Source organism: Polycladomyces zharkentensis, from assembly GCF_016938855.1.
Classification (GTDB): domain Bacteria; phylum Bacillota; class Bacilli; order Thermoactinomycetales; family JIR-001; genus Polycladomyces; species Polycladomyces zharkentensis.
Window position 1 is genome coordinate 1 of record NZ_JAFHAP010000014.1, and the last position, 18,537, is coordinate 18,537.

The window sequence follows — 18,537 nt, forward strand, 5'->3', positions numbered from 1 at the left end:
TTCAGGCATCCCTTTTGGGAGTGTTTGTATACGGATTTCAACCAATTGACCGAAACAAGGTGGTTAGAAATCATCCCTATCGCTCTCTTTTTCGTGGTGGGGATTATCATCCTAGCTTTGTGGATCTGGAGAAAGATCGTGTACAAGCGTTGTGAGTTAAAAAAATACCGCTTAATCCCGTCGGGCCCGGGGTGATTGGGTAATATACGGGATATGAAATGGGAAATAAGTAGTGGCAATTGACAGACCCAGTGAAACAACCACTGGTCTGTCAACTTCTTAAACATGCATGGTACCCCCTATGAATTTGGAGAATGGCCCTTAATCAGGGCCATCAACGCCTATTGGTTGCTTTGTTGATTGATTTTGTTTTTAGCATCTTCGTAGACCTTGGTCCCTTCTTTAAGTCTATTAGTAGAATTACTATTTAATTCGTCCAAAAGTTGTTCATACTTTTGGGTAATGAAATTTTGAATCATATTTTGTCTATCAGTTATATAGGAATATAACAACATACCATCAATTTTCCCTTTTTCACTCAGATAATTTTTAGCATCTATAATATGTTGAGTCTCTGTATTTAAAGTACTTGTACCTAAATCCAATAATTTCCCAAGAGTGTCCAGTTTATTAGTGCTTTCTTTTAGTACATTATCTGTATCTTTTGATAACCACTCGCCCCATTTTTTGCTTAATTCATCATACTGCTGATTAAAATACGCTTTCAGATCCTCTTGATTGTTAACCGTATAATAGGTTCCCCCGCCGGACTGGGCCACTTGCTGAAGTGCTTTTTGACCCGCATTGTCTACATCGAAACCGATAATATTGACAACTGCTTTGACGTTGGAGTTATGTAGTTGTTGAGCCTCTTGCACCGGATTTCCTCCACAGGTTTCAACGCCATCACTTACGATATAGATGATGTTTTCTGCATTTGACTGTGCGCTTAAATCTTGTTGGGCAGAACGAATCGCCAATGCCAGTGGTGTCCATCCCGTTGGTGTAAATTTGTTAAGTGAGCTTTGGAACTTTTGGTTATCGTATGCTCCCAGAGGGTACACCACCTCAGAACTATTACAGGAGATTGCTTTATCCTTATTTTGATTACTCCCTTTGTGTCCATATACACGAAGTGCGACACTGGCACCTTGTGGCATTGAAGCAACAAATTGATTGATCGCTTCTTTGGCAAGGTCCATCTTTGTTTTTCCGCCAATTTGCTCAGCCATGCTCCCACTGGAATCCAGGAGAACTTCAATGTTTATTTTTTTATTTAATTTTAAATCAGGATTTTTTATATCACCTCGTGGACCTGCTGTAGGTCCTTTAAAACTGGTATCCAACTGATTCATTTTTTCTATGACAGGATTATAATCTTCAGCCAACAACGCAACTAAATAATTATACACCTTTTCAGGGGGCAGATTTGGGGGTAATTTATCTAACTCTGCCTGTACCTTCGCTTTATCATACTTGCTTCCCCCATATTTCCCCGGTCCACGCTTTAGTACTTCTTTAAAAGTTGTCGGTGCTTTTGGAGCAGTAGCTGGAGTAAGCTTCTCATTTACTGTATTTCTATTATTCATTTCTTTATTTGTCGTTGGTTGTTGGGAACAACCAACCACCAAAAAAAGGGATATTATCGTGATAATGATTTTTTTCATTCTTCTTCACTTCCTTTAATAAGTACGACATATGGCCATAGGCCATATGTCGTACAAAAGGTTTGCCCATACCGGCAGACTCAGCAGCCTTACAAGCCAATCATTTATTATTTGACCTCTCTAAAGTGTTGATCAAGATCATCAACTGTTTGTACCTTTTTTATATCATATTCGTTGGGATCACAAATATAGGTCTGGTACGGAAAATATTTTAATTGTGTATCAAAGTTTACTGAGGATACCCCTTTTTTTAGCAATACAGGATCAAAGTATTGGGCAATCAACCGAAGCTCCGTTATACCATGTTTTCTCAATTCTGTAATTAACCGAAACAAATTTTCTTTCTCTTCTGTTGGGTTCACAGTTTTAATGACATATATACGGAGATCGTGAACATATCCTTTGTTTTCTTTCCGATATTCCTTGTAAGTTAATACTTTATTTAGTTTAACAGCCTTTTTTTCATCTGTTTCATCGATAGCGACAGCCGATTCAATTGTTACATGTTCTGGATAGATACTTTTCACTATGGGTGTAACTTCCTCTGTTGATTGTTTTACCCATAATCTTTGAATATAACCATCCACAATCCCATAAACTTCATCTTTCGTCACCGGAAAAAACAGTTTTGGATCATCAGCAGGATGAACAACTAATTGGTACGCTCCCGTCTGCCAAATGTACTTCTCCTGATCCACCACAAACTTCTTATGATACTTTTTTTCCAGATAGGATTGAACTTCCGATTTGATGCTGGGTGCTTGTTGTTGCATACCCATTTGAAGAGGGGAGAACAAAGCTGTTCCAAGCAGATAGGCAATTCCATAATGCAACAGATAAGCTACAACTGTAGTGACTGCAATCAAAACCCATGGTCTCTTTTTACCTTCGGTATCTTCTGTTTCATCCAAATCATGTTTGGCTCTTTTCTCCTTTATAATCGCAAATACGAATGCATCTATAATACCAATAACCCAAATACTGTTATATAGAAGGTTCATTTTTCCCAACGCTAAAATATTTAATACTGCCAGAATTAATTGGATCACCACAAAGATGAACCCTTTGATCTTTTGTCGATTATAGATCTGACCAATCCCCGGATAAACAATGGAGAGCACAGTGGCTAAAATCACGTTCTTCAATGCTAAGCCTCCTCATCTTGGCATTAGGTTTTTATCTGGGCTCCCGCTGAAATAGGGTGCAAAACCTTTTAGTGGATGTCTGCTGTAAGTGGATGGTGCTGTAAACAACAAATATGTTGAGCTGTCTTTTAATGTTTCAAGATACGACCGGTCATTCTTCTTGGTAATAGATCCGTCATATCCAATCTCATACTGTGAACCCTGTGGTTTTACTCCGAATTCGGAAACCATGTCACCTGATAATGTATAGTTTCGAATCTGATTGGAGTAATCTTTGCTCATCTGTTCCTTGGTCATATTGGGATTATCATCACCGGTTTTAAAAGGATTTCTTCCATGAACAAGATCATTAACCACATCAAGTACTACCTTGCCTCGTGCAATGGGATTTGGATTAGCCATATCTATCGCCATTTTCCCTGCACTCTTATGAGGCATTTCACCCGGGCCACTAAAGCCAACTGCAGGTAAATTTTCTTCCATAGCCTGATGTTGGGCTATGGCCATTCCCAACGAATGCCCTGAATGAACAAACGATTTTGCTTTCCCTCCATGTCTACGCTTCACAAAATCTGTAAATTTCTTCGCATCATTAAATTGTGGGTTTTGGCGTTCAAAAACCAAAGTTGCATCAGCTACAATGTCTTTCTTATCATCTGTACCTCTGTGTACTACTACTATTTCTCCCGTTTTCTGATTCTTAAAAGCTATTCCATGATATCCTGTTTTCGGATTGTCATATGTCTCCAATACATCCCATTCTTTACCACCGTTTAATATTTTCATCGCTAGTGCGTATTGTCGCTTTTCATCCTCATCTTTTCCTGGATCAAACTTAAAATCCCCTTTGTAATCATAATATGATAAAGTACATAAAGCATAAAACTCTGCATCGGATGTCTTTACTCCTTTTAGATCCTTTGGCCAATTGGGTTTGCTTGGTTTATTGCCACTAGAGCCTTTATGCAATGGCCCTTTTACAGCAATCGGCTGCTGTTTAATGGGCACCGGTTCACCTCTTAATATCTTAGCAACAGTATTTTGTACAATTGAAGCACCGTCATCTTTTAGAGTCAAATAAAGTACAGTGGCTAAAACAATGGCTCCTAACAAAATTACCACATATTCCAGTGTGGATCCACCGGATCGATCTGTAAAACACTTTCTGATGCCCGACATTAGTCTCTTTATTCCATGCCCCATTCCTATTTCCCCTTTTCAAAGAACAGTACTCTTTTTATCTCACAATCGGAGCCTCAGCAGTTTGATCGTAATCAAACGGATTGGATGACATAAACAATACATCAATCTTTGTGTGTGCTTTGGCTACCACTTTATCCTCATAAAATGTAATATCGAATTGGCTGAGACGGTAAAATCCGGACCCGCCAAAAGAGGCTTTCCCTTGTTGAATGGCTTTTTCTTTATCACCTGTAACTGACGCCACGCGAACCGCATCTCGTAACGCTGCTTGTGTATCCATAATAGCTAATCCGGCAATCGCAAACTGAAATACAAAAAAAGCCATCATCAAAAAGAGGGGTAAAATGATGACAAATTCAACGGTGGAACCACCACTGCGGTGTTGACGGCTAAACTTCACAACCTTTTTCATCCACTTCATGGTCATTCTCTCCCGCGAGTTTAATAGTTGATTTCAATAGATTTCTCCGGCAATAATTTTAAGTACAGCCGACTGGGGCCATAACCTGTTCCCTCGATATATCCACTTACATAATCCCAGTCCAATGGTTCATATTTCTTTCGCGCCTCTACCTGAATCCGCCCATAAACAGGAAAGATAATTTTCCCTTTGCTATCCCCTCCATTTTTCACTACATAATAACGAACCGTGTTGGCGATCTCATCTCTGTGCTCATCCAATATAAACTGAACAAACCTCTCTTTGATGACAGGATTGGATAACAGTTTATTCATGATTTGTTCCATCTTCTTTTCGTTATTCAGATCATGTTCTGAGTCTTTTAGTTCATCGGGGATCGGGATGGCTTCGTTTTTTAGGAAGGGGAAAAAATCTGCCATGATGAGTTCATCCAATTTCTTGGTCGCTGCCAAACTCCCTGCATCAGCAGCGACCTGAGCAGAGGAGTGGGTAGCCCAGGCCAGCATGGCGCTTCCCATAAAAAGTGCTAAAATGATGAATCCGGGGAGGATCGCTACCCAAGCCACTGTGACATTTCCCCGCTGATCTGTCAACTTCTTAAACATGCAGGGTACCTCCTATAAATTTGGAGATGGCCCTTAATGGGCCATTTATCGTCACTATTTGCGCTTTTGATTGATTTGGTTTTGCGCATCTTCATATTGGTTTCTTGACTCACCATACCTATCAACAGCGTTTTGCCCTATCTCATCTATAAGCTGTCCATGCTTTTTCACAATGTAGTCATGAATTAAATTTGATCTATCTTTAATAAATTGTTCCAGTGACGGAACATCTGATACTTTCTGTTTTGTAACTAAATATTCTTTAGCATCCATAAAATGGTTATATTCAATATCTACTTTATTCACTCCATCATTGAGCAGTTTACCTATAGCATCTAATTTTTTACTTGTTTGCTGACCAACATCATTTGTATCTTTTGACAACCACTCACCCCATTTTTTGCTTAATTCATCATACTGTTTATTAAAATACGCTTTTAGATCCTCTTGATTGTTAACCGTATAATAGGTTCCCCCACCGGACTGGGCCACTTGCTGAAGTGCTTTTTGACCCGCATTGTCTACATCGAAACCGATAATATTGACAACTGCTTTGACGTTGGAGTTATGTAGTTGTTGTGCCTCCTGCACCGGATTTCCTTCACAAGTTTCAACGCCATCACTTACGATATAGATAATGTTTTCTGCATTTGACTGTGCGCTTAAATCTTGTTGGGCAGAACGAATCGCCAATGCCAAAGGTGTCCATCCCGTCGGTTGAAATTGGTTAAGCGAGCTTTGGAACTTTTGGTTATCGTATGCTCCCAGGGGGTACACCACTTCAGAGCTATTACAGGAGATGGCTTTATCCTTGTTTTGATTACTCCCTTTGTGCCCATATACACGAAGTGACACGTTGGCACCTTGTGGCATCGAAGCAACAAATTGATTGATGGCTTCTTTGGCAAGATCCATCTTTGTTCGCCCATCAATTTGTTCAGCCATACTTCCACTAGAATCCAGGAGAATCTCAATATTCACTTTCTTATTCAACACGCCTGGTGTTTTAATGCTACCTTGAGGACCAACTGGTTTACTAAAGCCAGTATCAAAGTTGTTCATCTTTGGTATGATTGGATTATAGTCCTCAGCCAGCAATGCCACCAAATAATTGTATAATTTCTCAGGTGGTAGATTTGGGGGGACTTTGTCCAATGCCGCGTATACTTTCTGTTTGTCGTACTTACTACCACCATATATACCAGGGCCTTGCTTCACTATCCCATCTATTGTTGTTGCCGCTTTTGGTGCTGTAGTCGGAGTCAGTTCGCTTTTTCTTTCATTCTCTTGATTTGATCCTTTGCTCGATAAGGGTTGTTGGGAACATGCTGCTAATAAAATAAGAGATAACAATAAGGCGATCATTTTTTTCATTGTCTTTCACTCCTGATAATAAAGGTACGACATATGGCCCACGGGCCATATGTCGTAATGCTTAGCTTTTGATTTGGTTAAAGACATTTTGAATTTTTTGCTGCAGGAGACTCTGACCTCCCCCATTTTTAACGTAATTATACAATACTCCGGCCAATGCCACCGCAGCGGCCAATACGACCACATACTCAACCGTAGAACCACCTTTACGATCAATCAGCACTTTTTTGAACGCTTCTTTTACGTCTTCCACAGCATGAAATCCTTTGGCCATCCATTTGTTCATTTGCCATAACCTCCTATGAATTATTCCTTCTTTCCAATAACAACGAATTAGACTACTTACCTATACTCCTCGCATCACCTCCTTAAAAACCTCCTCCTTCATTGTAAAAGAATTTCAAAGCAAAGCTCCCTAGAATGATTAACATAATCGATGGCGCAATAATCAAACCGCCAATAATGGATATTTTCGGTTCCGCTTTCCCGGCGGCTTCCTTCGCTTTTTCGGCTCGCATCCTTCTCATTTCTTCGGATTGCTGTGCAAATGTTTGGGAGATGGGCGTTCCCAAACGATGGGCTTGAATCAGCGACTGGATCAGTGCTTCCAGCTCGGGTGATTCCGTTCGTTGCAACAACCCCCGATAAGCCGCCTCTCTCTGAACACCAAAATGAATTTCCTGAAGCATTCGCTTGATCTCTTCACTCAAAGGTCCCTTAGTGGTTTGAACATAATATTCCAGAGCCGTATCCATCCCCATCCCGGCCTGCAAGGTAATACTCATCATATCCAAGAAGTCAGGTAATTCATATTGAATCTCTTCCTGCCTTTTCTTGGCCAAGGATCGGATATGAAATATCGGAGCCATATAACCCAAAATGGGGCCAAAAACCAGCAACATCGGTGCCAATGGCAGTCCCAGTAGGAAGTAGAAAAATCCAATAATCGCTCCTGCCATTGCTCCCACGATCTTGGCACCTTGCAATTGTTTCAACGTCAACCCGTACGGATAATTGGCCTTGATCAAATAATCTTCCAACTCAATCGGGTTGCTGAACAACTGAATTTTTTCCCCTACGGGAGCAAAATGATCAAACCAACCGACTAACCAATCCCACTTATTATGATTGGTTTGGGCATCCAGCTGAGTAATTTGCTCATCTGACAAATACTCGTTGATTTCCACCTGTTGTTTCCGGTACTGCACATAGTAATAGCCCGCAATCCCTACGAAAACCCATGCGGCAAACACCAGTATCAACAGGATCATATGCTGATCCATCCTCAGCCACATCCTTACACACGGATATCGGAGATCTTCCGAACCAACAGCACCCCGATCACCTGTAATCCGACAAACAGAGCAAATATGATCATGCCCGGGATCGTGGTAAATAGGTTATAAAATCCGTCAATCATCTTACTCAACATAAAAACGACCAGTACCGATATCAAAGGCAAGCTATAAGCCGAGTATCTGGCTTGAGAAGTGACAGCTAAAATATTTTGGTGAATGATCTTCCGCTCCTCCATCGTGTTGGCCATCTCGCTCAACACCTTGGCCAGGTCGCCCCCGGCCCGACGCTGGATGATCAGTGCATTGACAAACACTTGGATGTCCTTGCTGTGAACCCGTTTTAAGAAATCGCGTAAAGCTGCTTCCAAATTTCGACCCAGCTGCACCTCTTTGACGACAATTCCCAGCTCTTTGCTGATCGGGGCTGGCATTTCCTTCACCACCAGCTCCAATCCTTGTGGAACGGACAATCCCGCTCTGGCGGCGCTGCTCAACAAGCGGCATGCTTCCGAGAGCTGGGCATTGATCCGGTTGACGTAGATATGCTTGCGCGAACTGAGGAAGAACTTGGACCCGATGGGCACCAAAGGTACAGCGATCAGAATGCCGACCGGCCACGGTGCGCCCAGTCCGATCTTTAAGATGAATGCAATGCCCAATCCCGCACCGAACAAGATCGCCATGTAATCGGACGGGTCCATGTCCAAGCTGGCTTGCTCCAGCTGGGGACGAAGCTTCTTGCCGAGATTGGAGTTGTCCAGTTTTTTGGAAAGGGAGTCGGACCAGCTTTCGGAGTCACCCTCCGTCTGATGCACCCACTCCCCCACACGCTCCAGCACTTCCTGTTTTTGCTGTCTGGCCATCAGGGCGTAGTAGACAGCCCAGACCGCACAGGCGACCGCTCCCGCTCCGAGTAATGCGATCATCGGGCATTGCCTCCTCTGACCGGGGTGAAGATTTTCGGGTCCACTGCGTTGCCGTAGGCTTTGAGTCGTTGCAGGCAGTTGGGAAGGATGCCGGTGGCGGTATGATAACCCTGGACCGTCCCTTCCTCGTTCACCCCTGTCTGGTTGAACCGGAAAATTTCCTGCATCTCCACTTTGCCGCGCTGGTCCTTTTTGATCTCCGCGATGGAGAGCATTTTCCGCTGACCGTCAGGCAGACGACCGATCTGGATGATAAAGTCGATCGCGCCCACCAGGTATTCCCGGATAATGGCCGGCGGCAGGTCGGCGGAGGACATCATCACCATCGCCTCAAGACGGTTGATCGCATCTTCGGGCGAGTTGGCGTGGACGGTGGTCAACGACCCTTCGTGACCGGTGTTCATCGCCTGCAACATGTCGAACGCTTCGGCTCCCCGCACCTCACCGACGATAATCCGGTCGGGCCGCATCCGCAGGGCGTTTTTCACCAATTGGCGGATGGTGATCTCCCCTTTGCCTTCCACGTTGGCGGGACGAGCTTCCAACCCGGCGACGTGTCCGTGGGGAATACGGAGCTCGGCCATGTCCTCGATGGTGATAATCCGTTCGTTTTCCGGGATGAAACAGGCCAATGCGTTCAACAGGGTCGTTTTCCCGCTGCCCGTTCCCCCTGAGATAATGATGTTCAGCTTGGATTTGACGACACTGGCCAGGAACGTGGCCATCTCGGGCGTCAAGCTGCCGAAGCCGATCAGGTGCTCCATCCGGATCGGGTCTTTGCGGAATTTCCGGATGGACAACAGCGAGCCTTTCAAACTGATCGGCGGGATCACGGCGTTCACCCGGCTGCCGTCAGGGAGACGCGCGTCCACCATCGGTGAGCTGACGTCGATCCGTCTGCCGAGCGGTGCCACGATCCGGTCGATGACGTGCCGCAGAGCCTCTTCGTCACGAAACTGGATATCCGTCTTGTACAAGCGCCCCTTCTTCTCGTAGTAGACTTCGTAGGGGCCGTTCACCATGATCTCGGTGATCTCGTCGTCTTCCAGCAGAGGTTCGAGCGGACCGTATCCGACCGACTCGTCGATGATCCGCGTGATGAGCCGGTCCCGTTCATGACGCGGGATCACCACTTGTTCATCGGCCAAATAGCGTCCGATCAACCGGTCGAGTGTCACCCGCAACTCGGCGGACGGCATCTGGGTCAGCTTTTCGAGGTCCGTCTCACGCAACAAACGGGCTTTGAAGTGCTGTGCCAATTGTTCGATGCGTGAGTTTTCCTCAGTAGACCGACGCGATTCGGAACGGCGAGGTGTCCGGGTGGGAGCCGGTATGGATTTGTTGCTTCGTTGAAACAAGGACATTCGCTCGTCCCTCCTTACGACGCCGATTTATCCGCATTTTTGCCCAGAAGAACACCGGCCAGCTTTTGCACATCGCGGGCAAACACCGGCAGACCGCGCTCTTTGCGGGATTTGCGGATGGGTTTGCCGCGGTTGATGAACTGCTGAATTTTCTTGGCATCTTCGTGCAGTTCCCCGATCACCGGGTATGGGAAATGCTCGCGCACGTCTTTTGCCGAAATTTCACTGTCCCGACTGATCCGGTTCAAAATCAGCTCAAATCGATCCGTCGGGTCTACACCGATCTTGTCGAACAGATCCAACACCCGGCCCAACGTACGCATGGCAGGCGCATCAGGCGTCAGCACGTAAAAGAGGTGATCCGCTTCTTCCAACGCCGTATACGACAACGTGGTCATCTCCGTCGGCAGATCCACCAGGATGTAGTCGTAGTACAGGCGAGCCGCCCGCAGGACACGCTCCACATGCTCCTCGGTGATCTGCTCCGCGATCTCCGCATCAGCCGGGCTGGCCAACAGCTCCACCTGGGAGTTGGGTTCCACCACCGTGACGCTCCGGATGTGGTTGTCGTTCAGCTCATTCAACACCGGGGTGAGGTCATACAAGGAACGGTCGCTGGTCACGTTCATGTAGGTTTCCAATCCCCCGTACTGGAGGTTGAGATCCACCAACAGCACCCCGGCAGTGGAGTCCAACTGCAGCGTCTGGGCCAACGTTGCGGCGATCAGGCTGCGACCGCTGCCTCCCTTGCCGCTGTAGAATGTGATGACGTTCCCCCGTCCCCAGGTGAATGCGGTTGCTGTATCCCGCTTCACGTTTTTCTCCTGCAACACTTTGACCGCCCGGTTTAACACGTCTTCCAGCGCAGTGATTTCATCCGGCAAGAAAAGGATGTCAAAAGCGCCGGAACGGTTGGCGTCCCGTGTGCGGATCGGGTCGCGCCGCTCGGTGAGAAAGACGACGAGGGCATCCGGCACTTCCCGTGCGATGTAGGGCAACAACTGAAGTCCCATCCCGTCTTTGGTCTCGTGCAACACGACCAAGTCGGGTTGCAGACGGGAGATCTCCCGGCGCACCTCTTTGGGCAGGATGTGCAGAAACTGGGGGAAGGTTTGTCCCACCCGATTGCGGATATCCTCCGCTTGTGTATGATCCTCCGTCACAACAAGTAATTTCGCATCAACGGCCATTCTGAATATGTACCTCCCGTTCGGTCTCCGGTCATGTTATCGCTTCGCCTGTTTTCCTTGGGTTTGTTTGCCGCTCTTGTCACTGCCCGTTTGAGGAGACTCGCCGTCCCCGTCTCCCTCTTCGCCACCGGAAGAGAAGCTTGGCTGCTCATTTTGCGGCGCCTTCAACACCCGAATCGAGGTGGCAAAGTTTTGGTAGTTGATCAGTTTGGCCGCGTCATCCAACGGCAGCTCCACCCAGATCGCTTTTTGCTTGTCCGCCACCTGCCAAACCGGTACGCCTTTCCATTCGACGGTTGTCGTGCCGTTCTTGTCATCCTTGGAAACAGTGATGAGAATGTCCACTTTGTCCTGCGCCGTCAACGGAACATCAAACCCGACCCGCTCCGAAGCGGAGAGCTGAACCAATCGGTGATTGGAGTCCGTCAGGTCGGTTGCCATTCTTAAAACATTATTGGTGAGCAATTCCCCTTCTTTCAAAGCAATGACTGAAACTTTTCCCTGTACTTGGTTGATATTTTGTACGACGGAAGACTTGATCTTCTCATAGTACGCTTCCGGGATTTGCTCTTCCTTAAAGAAATCGGGTCTCAGCGGTGTCAGCTCATTGATGGGGCGTGCTGCCACATAGACCGTCCGCATGCCTCCCAATTGCCCCTGCACCGCATTGACTTCCTGCAAAAACAAGATCCCGGCCATCCCGGCCAAAACAACGGAAATGACGGTAAAAATAATGGCTCTCCGTTTTGCATCCTGCATGTTTGTTTAACACCTGCTTATTGTGAGATGGGAAAAGTGTTGGTGGATGAGACTAGAATTATTACAATTGCTGTTGCTAGTCAATATAATAGCAACTCTTTCCACCTATGACAATACTCATTTTTTCATAACTCTCTTTTTTTCGACATGGATTTCCTTTTCCAGCGGGCGAATACGACATCCAACCATCTTTTCACAGGGTAGTTATGGTAGAAGTTGTACAACGTCACCGCCAGCATCACCCACGGCATGAAATAGATGCCGAGGATGACAAAGACGATGACCGATCCGATGCGACGAATCCGTTTGCTCAGCCATTCGTCCGCCAAGGCCAGATCGGAATGCGGGGTGCCGTGACGGATCAGGCTTTGGTACATCTTGTACTTGGGCGTCAACGCCGAGGCAATGTAGAAAGCCGGCAACAGGAACAAAAACACCCGCGCGCCGACGGTGGCGTCGACAAACAGGCTGTAGATCGCCAATGCCCAGACGATGCCGATGGACAGCTTGCTGCCGGTGAACAGGCGGGTACCCTCTTTCTCCACCTTTTTCAGCGTCTCGCGCAGGCTCTGCCGCAACTGGGGGTTGTCGAACCGCAGTGCCAATGCTTTGCTCAGGTAGCGCAGGGCAGTGCGGTACTGCTGATAGGTGGTGGGGTATCGTCCCTCCGCCATCATCGGGTGACCGGCGGGCACTTCGGTCCAGCTGTAGTAGGCTTTGGCCTGGTAACCGAGCGCCAGGCTCTCCTGGTATGCCGGATTGTCCGGTTCGGCTTGCACGCACTGTTCCAGCAGTGCCAACCCCTCATCGAATTGCTCCGTTCGGATCAGCGCCATGCCGAGGACGACCCGGTACTGATGATTGTCCGGGTCCGTTTGGCTGGCACGCCGGTACTGGGTGACGGCTTCCTCCCAGCGGTTCAATTGTTCCAAGGTTTGGCCGAGACCGTAGTAGTACCGTCCGTCATTGGGTTTCAGCTCAATCGCCCGCCGGAACGCTTCCACTGCCTGTTCCGGTTCGCCCCACTCCTTCTTGGCGTGGGCCAGCAGTGCCCATGCGTCGGGGTTGTGCGGGTCCTGCTCGGTGGCTTGGCGCGCGAGGACGATCGTATCCGCCACCCGGTTTTGCTCCAACAGTTCCGTTCCCCGGGAAATGATGGTTTCCACCGGAGTGACCGTACCGGTTCCCGTCCGGGAGGCAGTGGATGCCTGTTCCCGGCGTGCAGACGTCTGGAGGCGGGAAGCGGCGGCCAACTGCCGGTCATAGGCCGCCCGCTTGTCAGGGTCGAGCAAGATTTCCTCCGCTTCCTCCAGCAGCTGCACCATCCGCTCCGCCTCTTGGCGGCGCTCCATCTGCGGGGCGTTGGTTCGGTTGCTCCATTTACGCAGTTCCTGGTGAATCCGTTTGCGGATTTCCCCCTCGTCCGCATCGCGGGGAATCCCGAAGCGTTCGTAGTAGTTTTCCATCGCCAACAACCCTTTTCTGTTTCAAAATGCCGAAGGTGCGCCTCAGCCGATGGCCAGTTTGCCGAGGCGTTGTTGTTTTTCCGCCACTTCTTCTTCGGTCAGGTTGGAGACGCGCTCGATCTTCAGCTCACCCAACCGCTGGCCGGCGGTCAAATCGACGACGGAGACGTGGATGATCCCGTCACGGTCGTACTCGAAGATCACTTCCAACGGCGAACCTTTCGGACGCGGCGGCAGATCCATCACGCCTTCGCCCACGATCTTCACGTAGTTGAGGTCGGTGTCCTCTCCTTCCGTCACCTGCACATGAAGCTGAGTTTGGTTGTCCACGCTGGTGACGTAGCGGCCGCTCACCTTGCACGGGATGGGGGTGTCCTTTTTCAACACGATCGAGTTGACTTCCCGGTCGTGTTCGTCCAAGGCGACGACACCCAAACTGTGGGAGTTGACATCCTGCACCTCCACGATCGGGAAATCCGCCGCTTCGTGCAATTGGGCCGTGCCCTGTTGCACCTGGATCAGCGTGCCCTGAATGGCCGCTCCCATCGCCACCACTTCGTCCGGGTTGACGTCCATCGACGGTTTGATCCCCGTCACGCGCTCGATCATGGCCGGAACGGCCTTCATGCGAGTGGATCCGCCGACGAGCAGGATCCTGTCGATATCCTTCCACTGCATGCCCGCATCTTCCAGTACAAACTCCATGATGCTCTGCGTCTGGCGCAACAGATGGCGCGTGATCGTCTCAAACGTTTCGCGTGTCAGCGTGATGGAGGCGGTCACCCCGCCGGCGGAGAGAAAGACGTTGGTCTTTTCGCGCGAGGAAAGGGTGCGCTTGGCCATCTCCGCTTTGTCGCGCAGATCCTGTTCCATCACCGGGTCGTCGAACAGATTGGGGCCGCCTTGTTTTTGAAACTCCTCATTCAGATACTTCATGATCTCGTTGTCCCAGTCGAAGCCGCCCAGGTTTTTCGCCCCGCCGGTGGCGACCACCTCGATGCGCTCTCCGTTCAAACGCATGATGGTAACGTCAAACGTGCCGCCGCCCAAGTCATAGACGAGGATGGTCTGCTCTTCTCCCACCTTGTTCAGCCCGTAGGCGAGGGCGGCCGCGGTCGGCTCGTTGATGATGCGCAATACATTGAGCCCCGCGATTCGTCCGGCGTCCAGCGTCGCTTTTCGCTGCGCGTCATCGAAATAGGCGGGAACGGTGATGACGGCATCCCGGATCTCCTCGCCCAGGAGCATTTCCGCATCTTCTTTGAGCCGTTTCAAAATGATGGCGGAAATGTCCTCCGCGTTGTAAATCTCGCCGGTCTCCGTGCGGAACTTCCAGGATTTCACGCCCATCTGCCGTTTGGCAAACTGCACGACGTTGAGCGGCGACATCACCGCCGACCGTTTGGCGATACTGCCGACAATCGGCTCGTTGCCCTCAAACAACACGACGGAGGGGGTGATGCGTTCCCCCTCGCGGTTGACCAAAATCTCCGGCTTCCCGTAAGGGTTGACGACGGCGATCGCCGAGTTGGTCGTGCCGAGATCGATGCCCACAACCTTGCTCATCGCTTGTCCACTCCTTCATCCGGTTCCATCCGGTTCTCTCTTTTTACAACCTGACTGAATCCAGCAGCCGTTTCCGTTCCTCCAACACGTCTTCGGACAGGCTGTTCGTTTTCTGCATGACGACTTCGCGCGTTTTCTGCCCGCTCTTCAGTTCCTTGGCCACCACTTCGATCACGCCGTCGGCGTCATAGCGCAGCGTCACCTCGATCACCAGCTCCCCGGCCTTATGCGGGGGCAGGTTGCGCAAGCCCGCTTTGCCGATCAGCTGCACATTGGGGGAGTTGGGATCTTCGTCCTCTCCCTGCAACACCTCGATCTCCACCCGCGGTTGGTTATCCTCGCCGGTGACGTAGGTACGGGTCCGTTCGCAGGGGATCGGCGTGTGTTTGGGAATGATGATGCTGTTGACATAGCGCGTTTTGTCCGAGGACAGGGCCTTGACGCCCAAACTGTGGGACGCCACGTCCTGAACGACGATGTCTGCGGCCCCATCCAGCGGCGGTGCGAATTCCTGCTCCCCTTTTTCCATCATGGAAACGACCGCCTGGATCGCCGCGCCCATCGCCACACATTCGTCCGGGTTCATGTTGCGTGCCGCATCCTTGCCGGTGACGCGCTTGATCATCTCCTTCACGGCGGGAATCCGGCTGGAACCTCCGGCGAGCAGAATCGTGTCGATCTGGTCCCACGTCAAACCGGCCGACTGGATCACCCGTTGCATGCAGACTTCCGTCCGGGCAATCAAATCGAGGGTCAACTCCTCAAACAGCTCCCGGTCGATATCCACCCGCAACGCTTTGTCCCCGGTGGCCAGCGTGACGGCCAATTGGTTGCGGAAGGAGAGATCCTTTTTGGCAATCTCCGCCTTGTCCCACAAATCCTGCAAGGTGTGCGGTTCCTGGCGGAGATCCATCCAGTAGGCCCGCATGAATTCCTCCGCGAAATAATCGACCAACCGCTCGTCAATGTCCTTGCCGCCCAAGTGGGAATCCCCGTCGGTGGCCAGGATGGTGAAGCGTTGCCCCTCGACTCGCATCACCGTCACGTCAAACGTCCCGCCGCCGAAGTCGTACACCAAAATGGTCTGGTCGCCCTCGGCCTTGTCCAACCCGTAGGCGAGCGCGGCCGCGGTCGGTTCGTTGATGATGCGGATCACATCCAGTCCGGCGATTTTGCCCGCTTGGCGGGTGCACTCGCGCTGGGCGTCCTTGAAGTAGGCCGGCACGCTGATGACGGCTTTGTTCACCGGTTTGCCCAAATAGGCTTCCGCGTCCGCCTTCAGTTTTTTCAGGATCAATGCGGAGAGATCCTCCGGGAAATAGTCCTGTCCGTTCACATTGAAACGATAGGAGGGATTCCCCATCTCCCGTTTGATGAAACGAACCGCCCGGCGCGGGTCCACCAACGCCTGATGGCGCGCTTCCTTGCCTACGATCGGGGTACCGTCCGGTTCGAAAAAGATGACGGACGGAGTGGTCCGATCCCCTTCGCGGTTGGGAATCACCTCCGGCTTCCCGTATGCGTTGACGTAGGCGATCGCCGAAAACGTCGTCCCCAAATCGATCCCGACAATCACTTCTTCACTCAAGATCGGTACGCTCCTTTCCCAAAATGTCTTGAAACGGACTGTTCATCTTTCCACCAACGACATGGACGACGACCGATACCGCTTCACGATCACTTCCTCCGGTCGCAGCACCGTGTCCCGATACAGAAACCCGTGCCGGACCACCCTGGCTACCCGGTTGTTCTCCGCCGGATCATCCGTGGGCTCCACTCCGATCGCATGCTGCAGTCGCGGGTCGAAGACGTCGGAACCCGTACGCAACAGCTGAACCTCCCGACGGTAGAGAATCTCCAGCACCTCGTCCCTGAGCGTGTCCAACAGACGAGCAAACGTGCGCCCGACCTCCGAGTCGGTATCAATCTCCCGACTCATGTTATCCAACCGGTCAAACAACAGGATCAGATCTATGTATAATGGCTTGTTTTGCCGAAACGCCGCATCCTGCTTCAGTTCTTCCAGCTCGGCATACAGGCGGTCGAACGCTTCTTCTTTGGTTTTGTCGTAGCGGATCCGTTTTTCGATGATATGATTGAGCGAGGAAAATTCCTTGTTCAAATGGGTCAGGGAAGCGAGGAGTTGTTGAAGCGTGTGTTGGTCGGATTCGGTTTTGCCCGCGGAACGGTTCTCCTGCCAAAACCAGTGTTTCCCGGTTCGTTGTTTGTCTTTCACGCGCGGCTTCCTCCCGGTTCAAAATAGATACAACACGTATGTGACGAGAGTTCCGGTAAAAATGAAAGGTGCCATCGGCAGTGTCGATTTCCAGTCTGCCTTTCGGCTGAACAGTTTCATCGGAATCGCCACCAAGGCCGCCAAAACGTGGGAGATAAGGAAAATGACGAAAAATTTCTCCCAGCCGACACATAAACCAATCATTGCAAAGAGTTTGATATCTCCCCCGCCGATGGCGGTCGCCCCGGTCAACGCTCCGATCGTCGCCAGCACGAACAACACGCCGAAACCGGTGAGCAGGTAGTCCCACCACGGCTCCACCCGGTACCAGAGGCGAAACATGATGGCAAACGCCGCTCCGACCAACACGACGCGGTCGTAGATGAGCCGCTCGCGCAGATCGGTGACGCTCGCAATCCCGGTCAAGATCAACAACACGATAAAAACAATATGTTCCCCCACGTTTTGGTTTCACCCTTTTCTCCGAACAGTGACGCTCCTGCCTGTTTGGAATCCCTTTGAACGGTACCTCTCCCGTTGGGTTGCCGTTCCTTCGAACATGATGACAGGGGGCTGCAGTAACCGATCCTGATCATTCGGGAAACCCACTGTTTCAAAAAATCCCACGGATTGAGCCATGGTGAATCTCAAATCACATTATACTCATAAACTTCCAAGCCGGACAAGGAGAAAAATACGATTCTGGCAGACTTTCGTCGACTTTTGGCAGACACTTATGATCCCTTGATACACTGTGGATGTGTCGGATCTTGTAATCCGAGTCAACAGGTTGCGGTATACGAACACAGTACTATATATAATGGAAGAAACACTACGAAAAAGGTTATAGGAAACTGGATCGGATTCACTGTACCCATCGTTTTGATCGGTTTGATCATCACACGAATCATCAGAACCGGATGATGTGCATCCTTTAATCCAGGAAATGGACATCCAAAAATCAAAGACTCTCCAAGTAGACGAAAACCCAAGATCATCCCAGATAGATCCAAGTGATTCCCGCATTCTCTCTCCCTCTTTTCTTTTTTAAAAACCAAACCGCCTCCCCGTCCCGTAGCGGTACGAAAAGGCGGCAGGTGGCATCGGTCAAACCGGCTGAATCCCTGAATCGGTGTTGAGCCATGTAATCGGACAACCCCCTGGGTTGTCCGGTCATTTCCGCAAGGGGGCAATGTTTTCTCTCTGAATGTCGGCCACCGCGGCTTATCCGGTTATGCACCGGAGCAGGTGAGCAAAGACTTTAGCCCGGGCGAACGAAGACCGGGAAACCGCAGGAACGGAATCTCGGACAATTTC

At 49.8% G+C, this 18,537-nt stretch carries 17 protein-coding genes; all 17 read right to left on the reverse strand.

Annotated elements, in window-relative coordinates; genetic code table 11:
- Positions 1–341: 341 nt before the first annotated feature.
- On the reverse strand, positions 342–1,667 hold the full coding sequence (locus tag JQC72_RS14010) for a vWA domain-containing protein (RefSeq protein ID WP_205496693.1): 1,326 nt from the start codon (positions 1,665–1,667) through the stop codon (positions 342–344).
- A 107-nt stretch (positions 1,668–1,774) separates the two neighbouring features.
- Positions 1,775–2,812 carry a hypothetical protein gene (locus JQC72_RS14015; RefSeq protein ID WP_205496695.1) on the reverse strand — a complete coding sequence of 346 codons (1,038 nt, stop codon included), beginning with the start codon at positions 2,810–2,812 and terminating at the stop codon, positions 1,775–1,777.
- Positions 2,813–2,824: 12 nt separating this feature from the next.
- On the reverse strand, positions 2,825–4,015 hold the full coding sequence (locus JQC72_RS14020) for a Tle-like phospholipase domain-containing protein (protein ID WP_205496697.1): 1,191 nt from the start codon (positions 4,013–4,015) through the stop codon (positions 2,825–2,827).
- A 34-nt stretch (positions 4,016–4,049) separates the two neighbouring features.
- On the reverse strand, positions 4,050–4,436 hold the full coding sequence (locus JQC72_RS14025; protein WP_205496699.1) for a TadE/TadG family type IV pilus assembly protein: 387 nt from the start codon (positions 4,434–4,436) through the stop codon (positions 4,050–4,052).
- A 20-nt stretch (positions 4,437–4,456) separates the two neighbouring features.
- Positions 4,457–5,041, reverse strand: a complete 585-nt coding sequence (locus JQC72_RS14030; RefSeq protein ID WP_205496701.1) for a TadE/TadG family type IV pilus assembly protein — start codon at positions 5,039–5,041, stop codon at positions 4,457–4,459.
- Positions 5,042–5,095: 54 nt separating this feature from the next.
- Positions 5,096–6,415 (reverse strand): vWA domain-containing protein, encoded by a 1,320-nt coding sequence (locus JQC72_RS14035; protein ID WP_205496703.1) that lies wholly within the window; start codon positions 6,413–6,415, stop codon positions 5,096–5,098.
- A gap of 61 nt (positions 6,416–6,476) precedes the next feature.
- Positions 6,477–6,701 carry a DUF4244 domain-containing protein gene (locus JQC72_RS14040; RefSeq protein ID WP_205496705.1) on the reverse strand — a complete coding sequence of 75 codons (225 nt, stop codon included), beginning with the start codon at positions 6,699–6,701 and terminating at the stop codon, positions 6,477–6,479.
- Positions 6,702–6,783: 82 nt separating this feature from the next.
- On the reverse strand, positions 6,784–7,698 hold the full coding sequence (locus tag JQC72_RS14045) for a type II secretion system F family protein (protein WP_205496707.1): 915 nt from the start codon (positions 7,696–7,698) through the stop codon (positions 6,784–6,786).
- Between the two features lie 14 nt (positions 7,699–7,712).
- Positions 7,713–8,639, reverse strand: coding sequence for a type II secretion system F family protein (locus tag JQC72_RS14050; protein ID WP_205496709.1), 927 nt, complete (start codon positions 8,637–8,639; stop codon positions 7,713–7,715).
- Positions 8,636–10,003, reverse strand: coding sequence for a TadA family conjugal transfer-associated ATPase (locus JQC72_RS14055; protein ID WP_205496711.1), 1,368 nt, complete (start codon positions 10,001–10,003; stop codon positions 8,636–8,638). The genes JQC72_RS14050 and JQC72_RS14055 overlap by 4 nt, the downstream gene beginning before the upstream one ends.
- A gap of 14 nt (positions 10,004–10,017) precedes the next feature.
- The gene (locus JQC72_RS14060) at positions 10,018–11,193 is read right to left on the reverse strand and encodes a CpaE/TadZ family protein (protein ID WP_205496713.1); all 1,176 of its coding nucleotides are present in this window, start codon (positions 11,191–11,193) and stop codon (positions 10,018–10,020) included.
- 36 nt (positions 11,194–11,229) lie between these two features.
- Complete coding sequence (locus tag JQC72_RS14065) at positions 11,230–11,952, reverse strand: CpaB family protein (protein ID WP_205496715.1); 723 nt, start codon at positions 11,950–11,952, stop codon at positions 11,230–11,232.
- Between the two features lie 125 nt (positions 11,953–12,077).
- Positions 12,078–13,418 (reverse strand): tetratricopeptide repeat protein, encoded by a 1,341-nt coding sequence (locus tag JQC72_RS14070; RefSeq protein WP_205496717.1) that lies wholly within the window; start codon positions 13,416–13,418, stop codon positions 12,078–12,080.
- Positions 13,419–13,460: 42 nt separating this feature from the next.
- Positions 13,461–14,984, reverse strand: a complete 1,524-nt coding sequence (locus tag JQC72_RS14075) for an Hsp70 family protein (protein WP_205496719.1) — start codon at positions 14,982–14,984, stop codon at positions 13,461–13,463.
- A 43-nt stretch (positions 14,985–15,027) separates the two neighbouring features.
- Entirely contained in the window at positions 15,028–16,572 is a 1,545-nt protein-coding gene (locus JQC72_RS14080) for an Hsp70 family protein (RefSeq protein ID WP_205496721.1), read from the reverse strand.
- A 42-nt stretch (positions 16,573–16,614) separates the two neighbouring features.
- Positions 16,615–17,220: a nucleotide exchange factor GrpE gene (locus JQC72_RS14085; RefSeq protein ID WP_205496723.1), complete on the reverse strand. Its 606-nt coding sequence runs from the start codon at positions 17,218–17,220 to the stop codon at positions 16,615–16,617.
- Between the two features lie 18 nt (positions 17,221–17,238).
- On the reverse strand, positions 17,239–17,682 hold the full coding sequence (locus JQC72_RS14090; protein ID WP_205496725.1) for a prepilin peptidase: 444 nt from the start codon (positions 17,680–17,682) through the stop codon (positions 17,239–17,241).
- Positions 17,683–18,537: the final 855 nt, after the last annotated feature.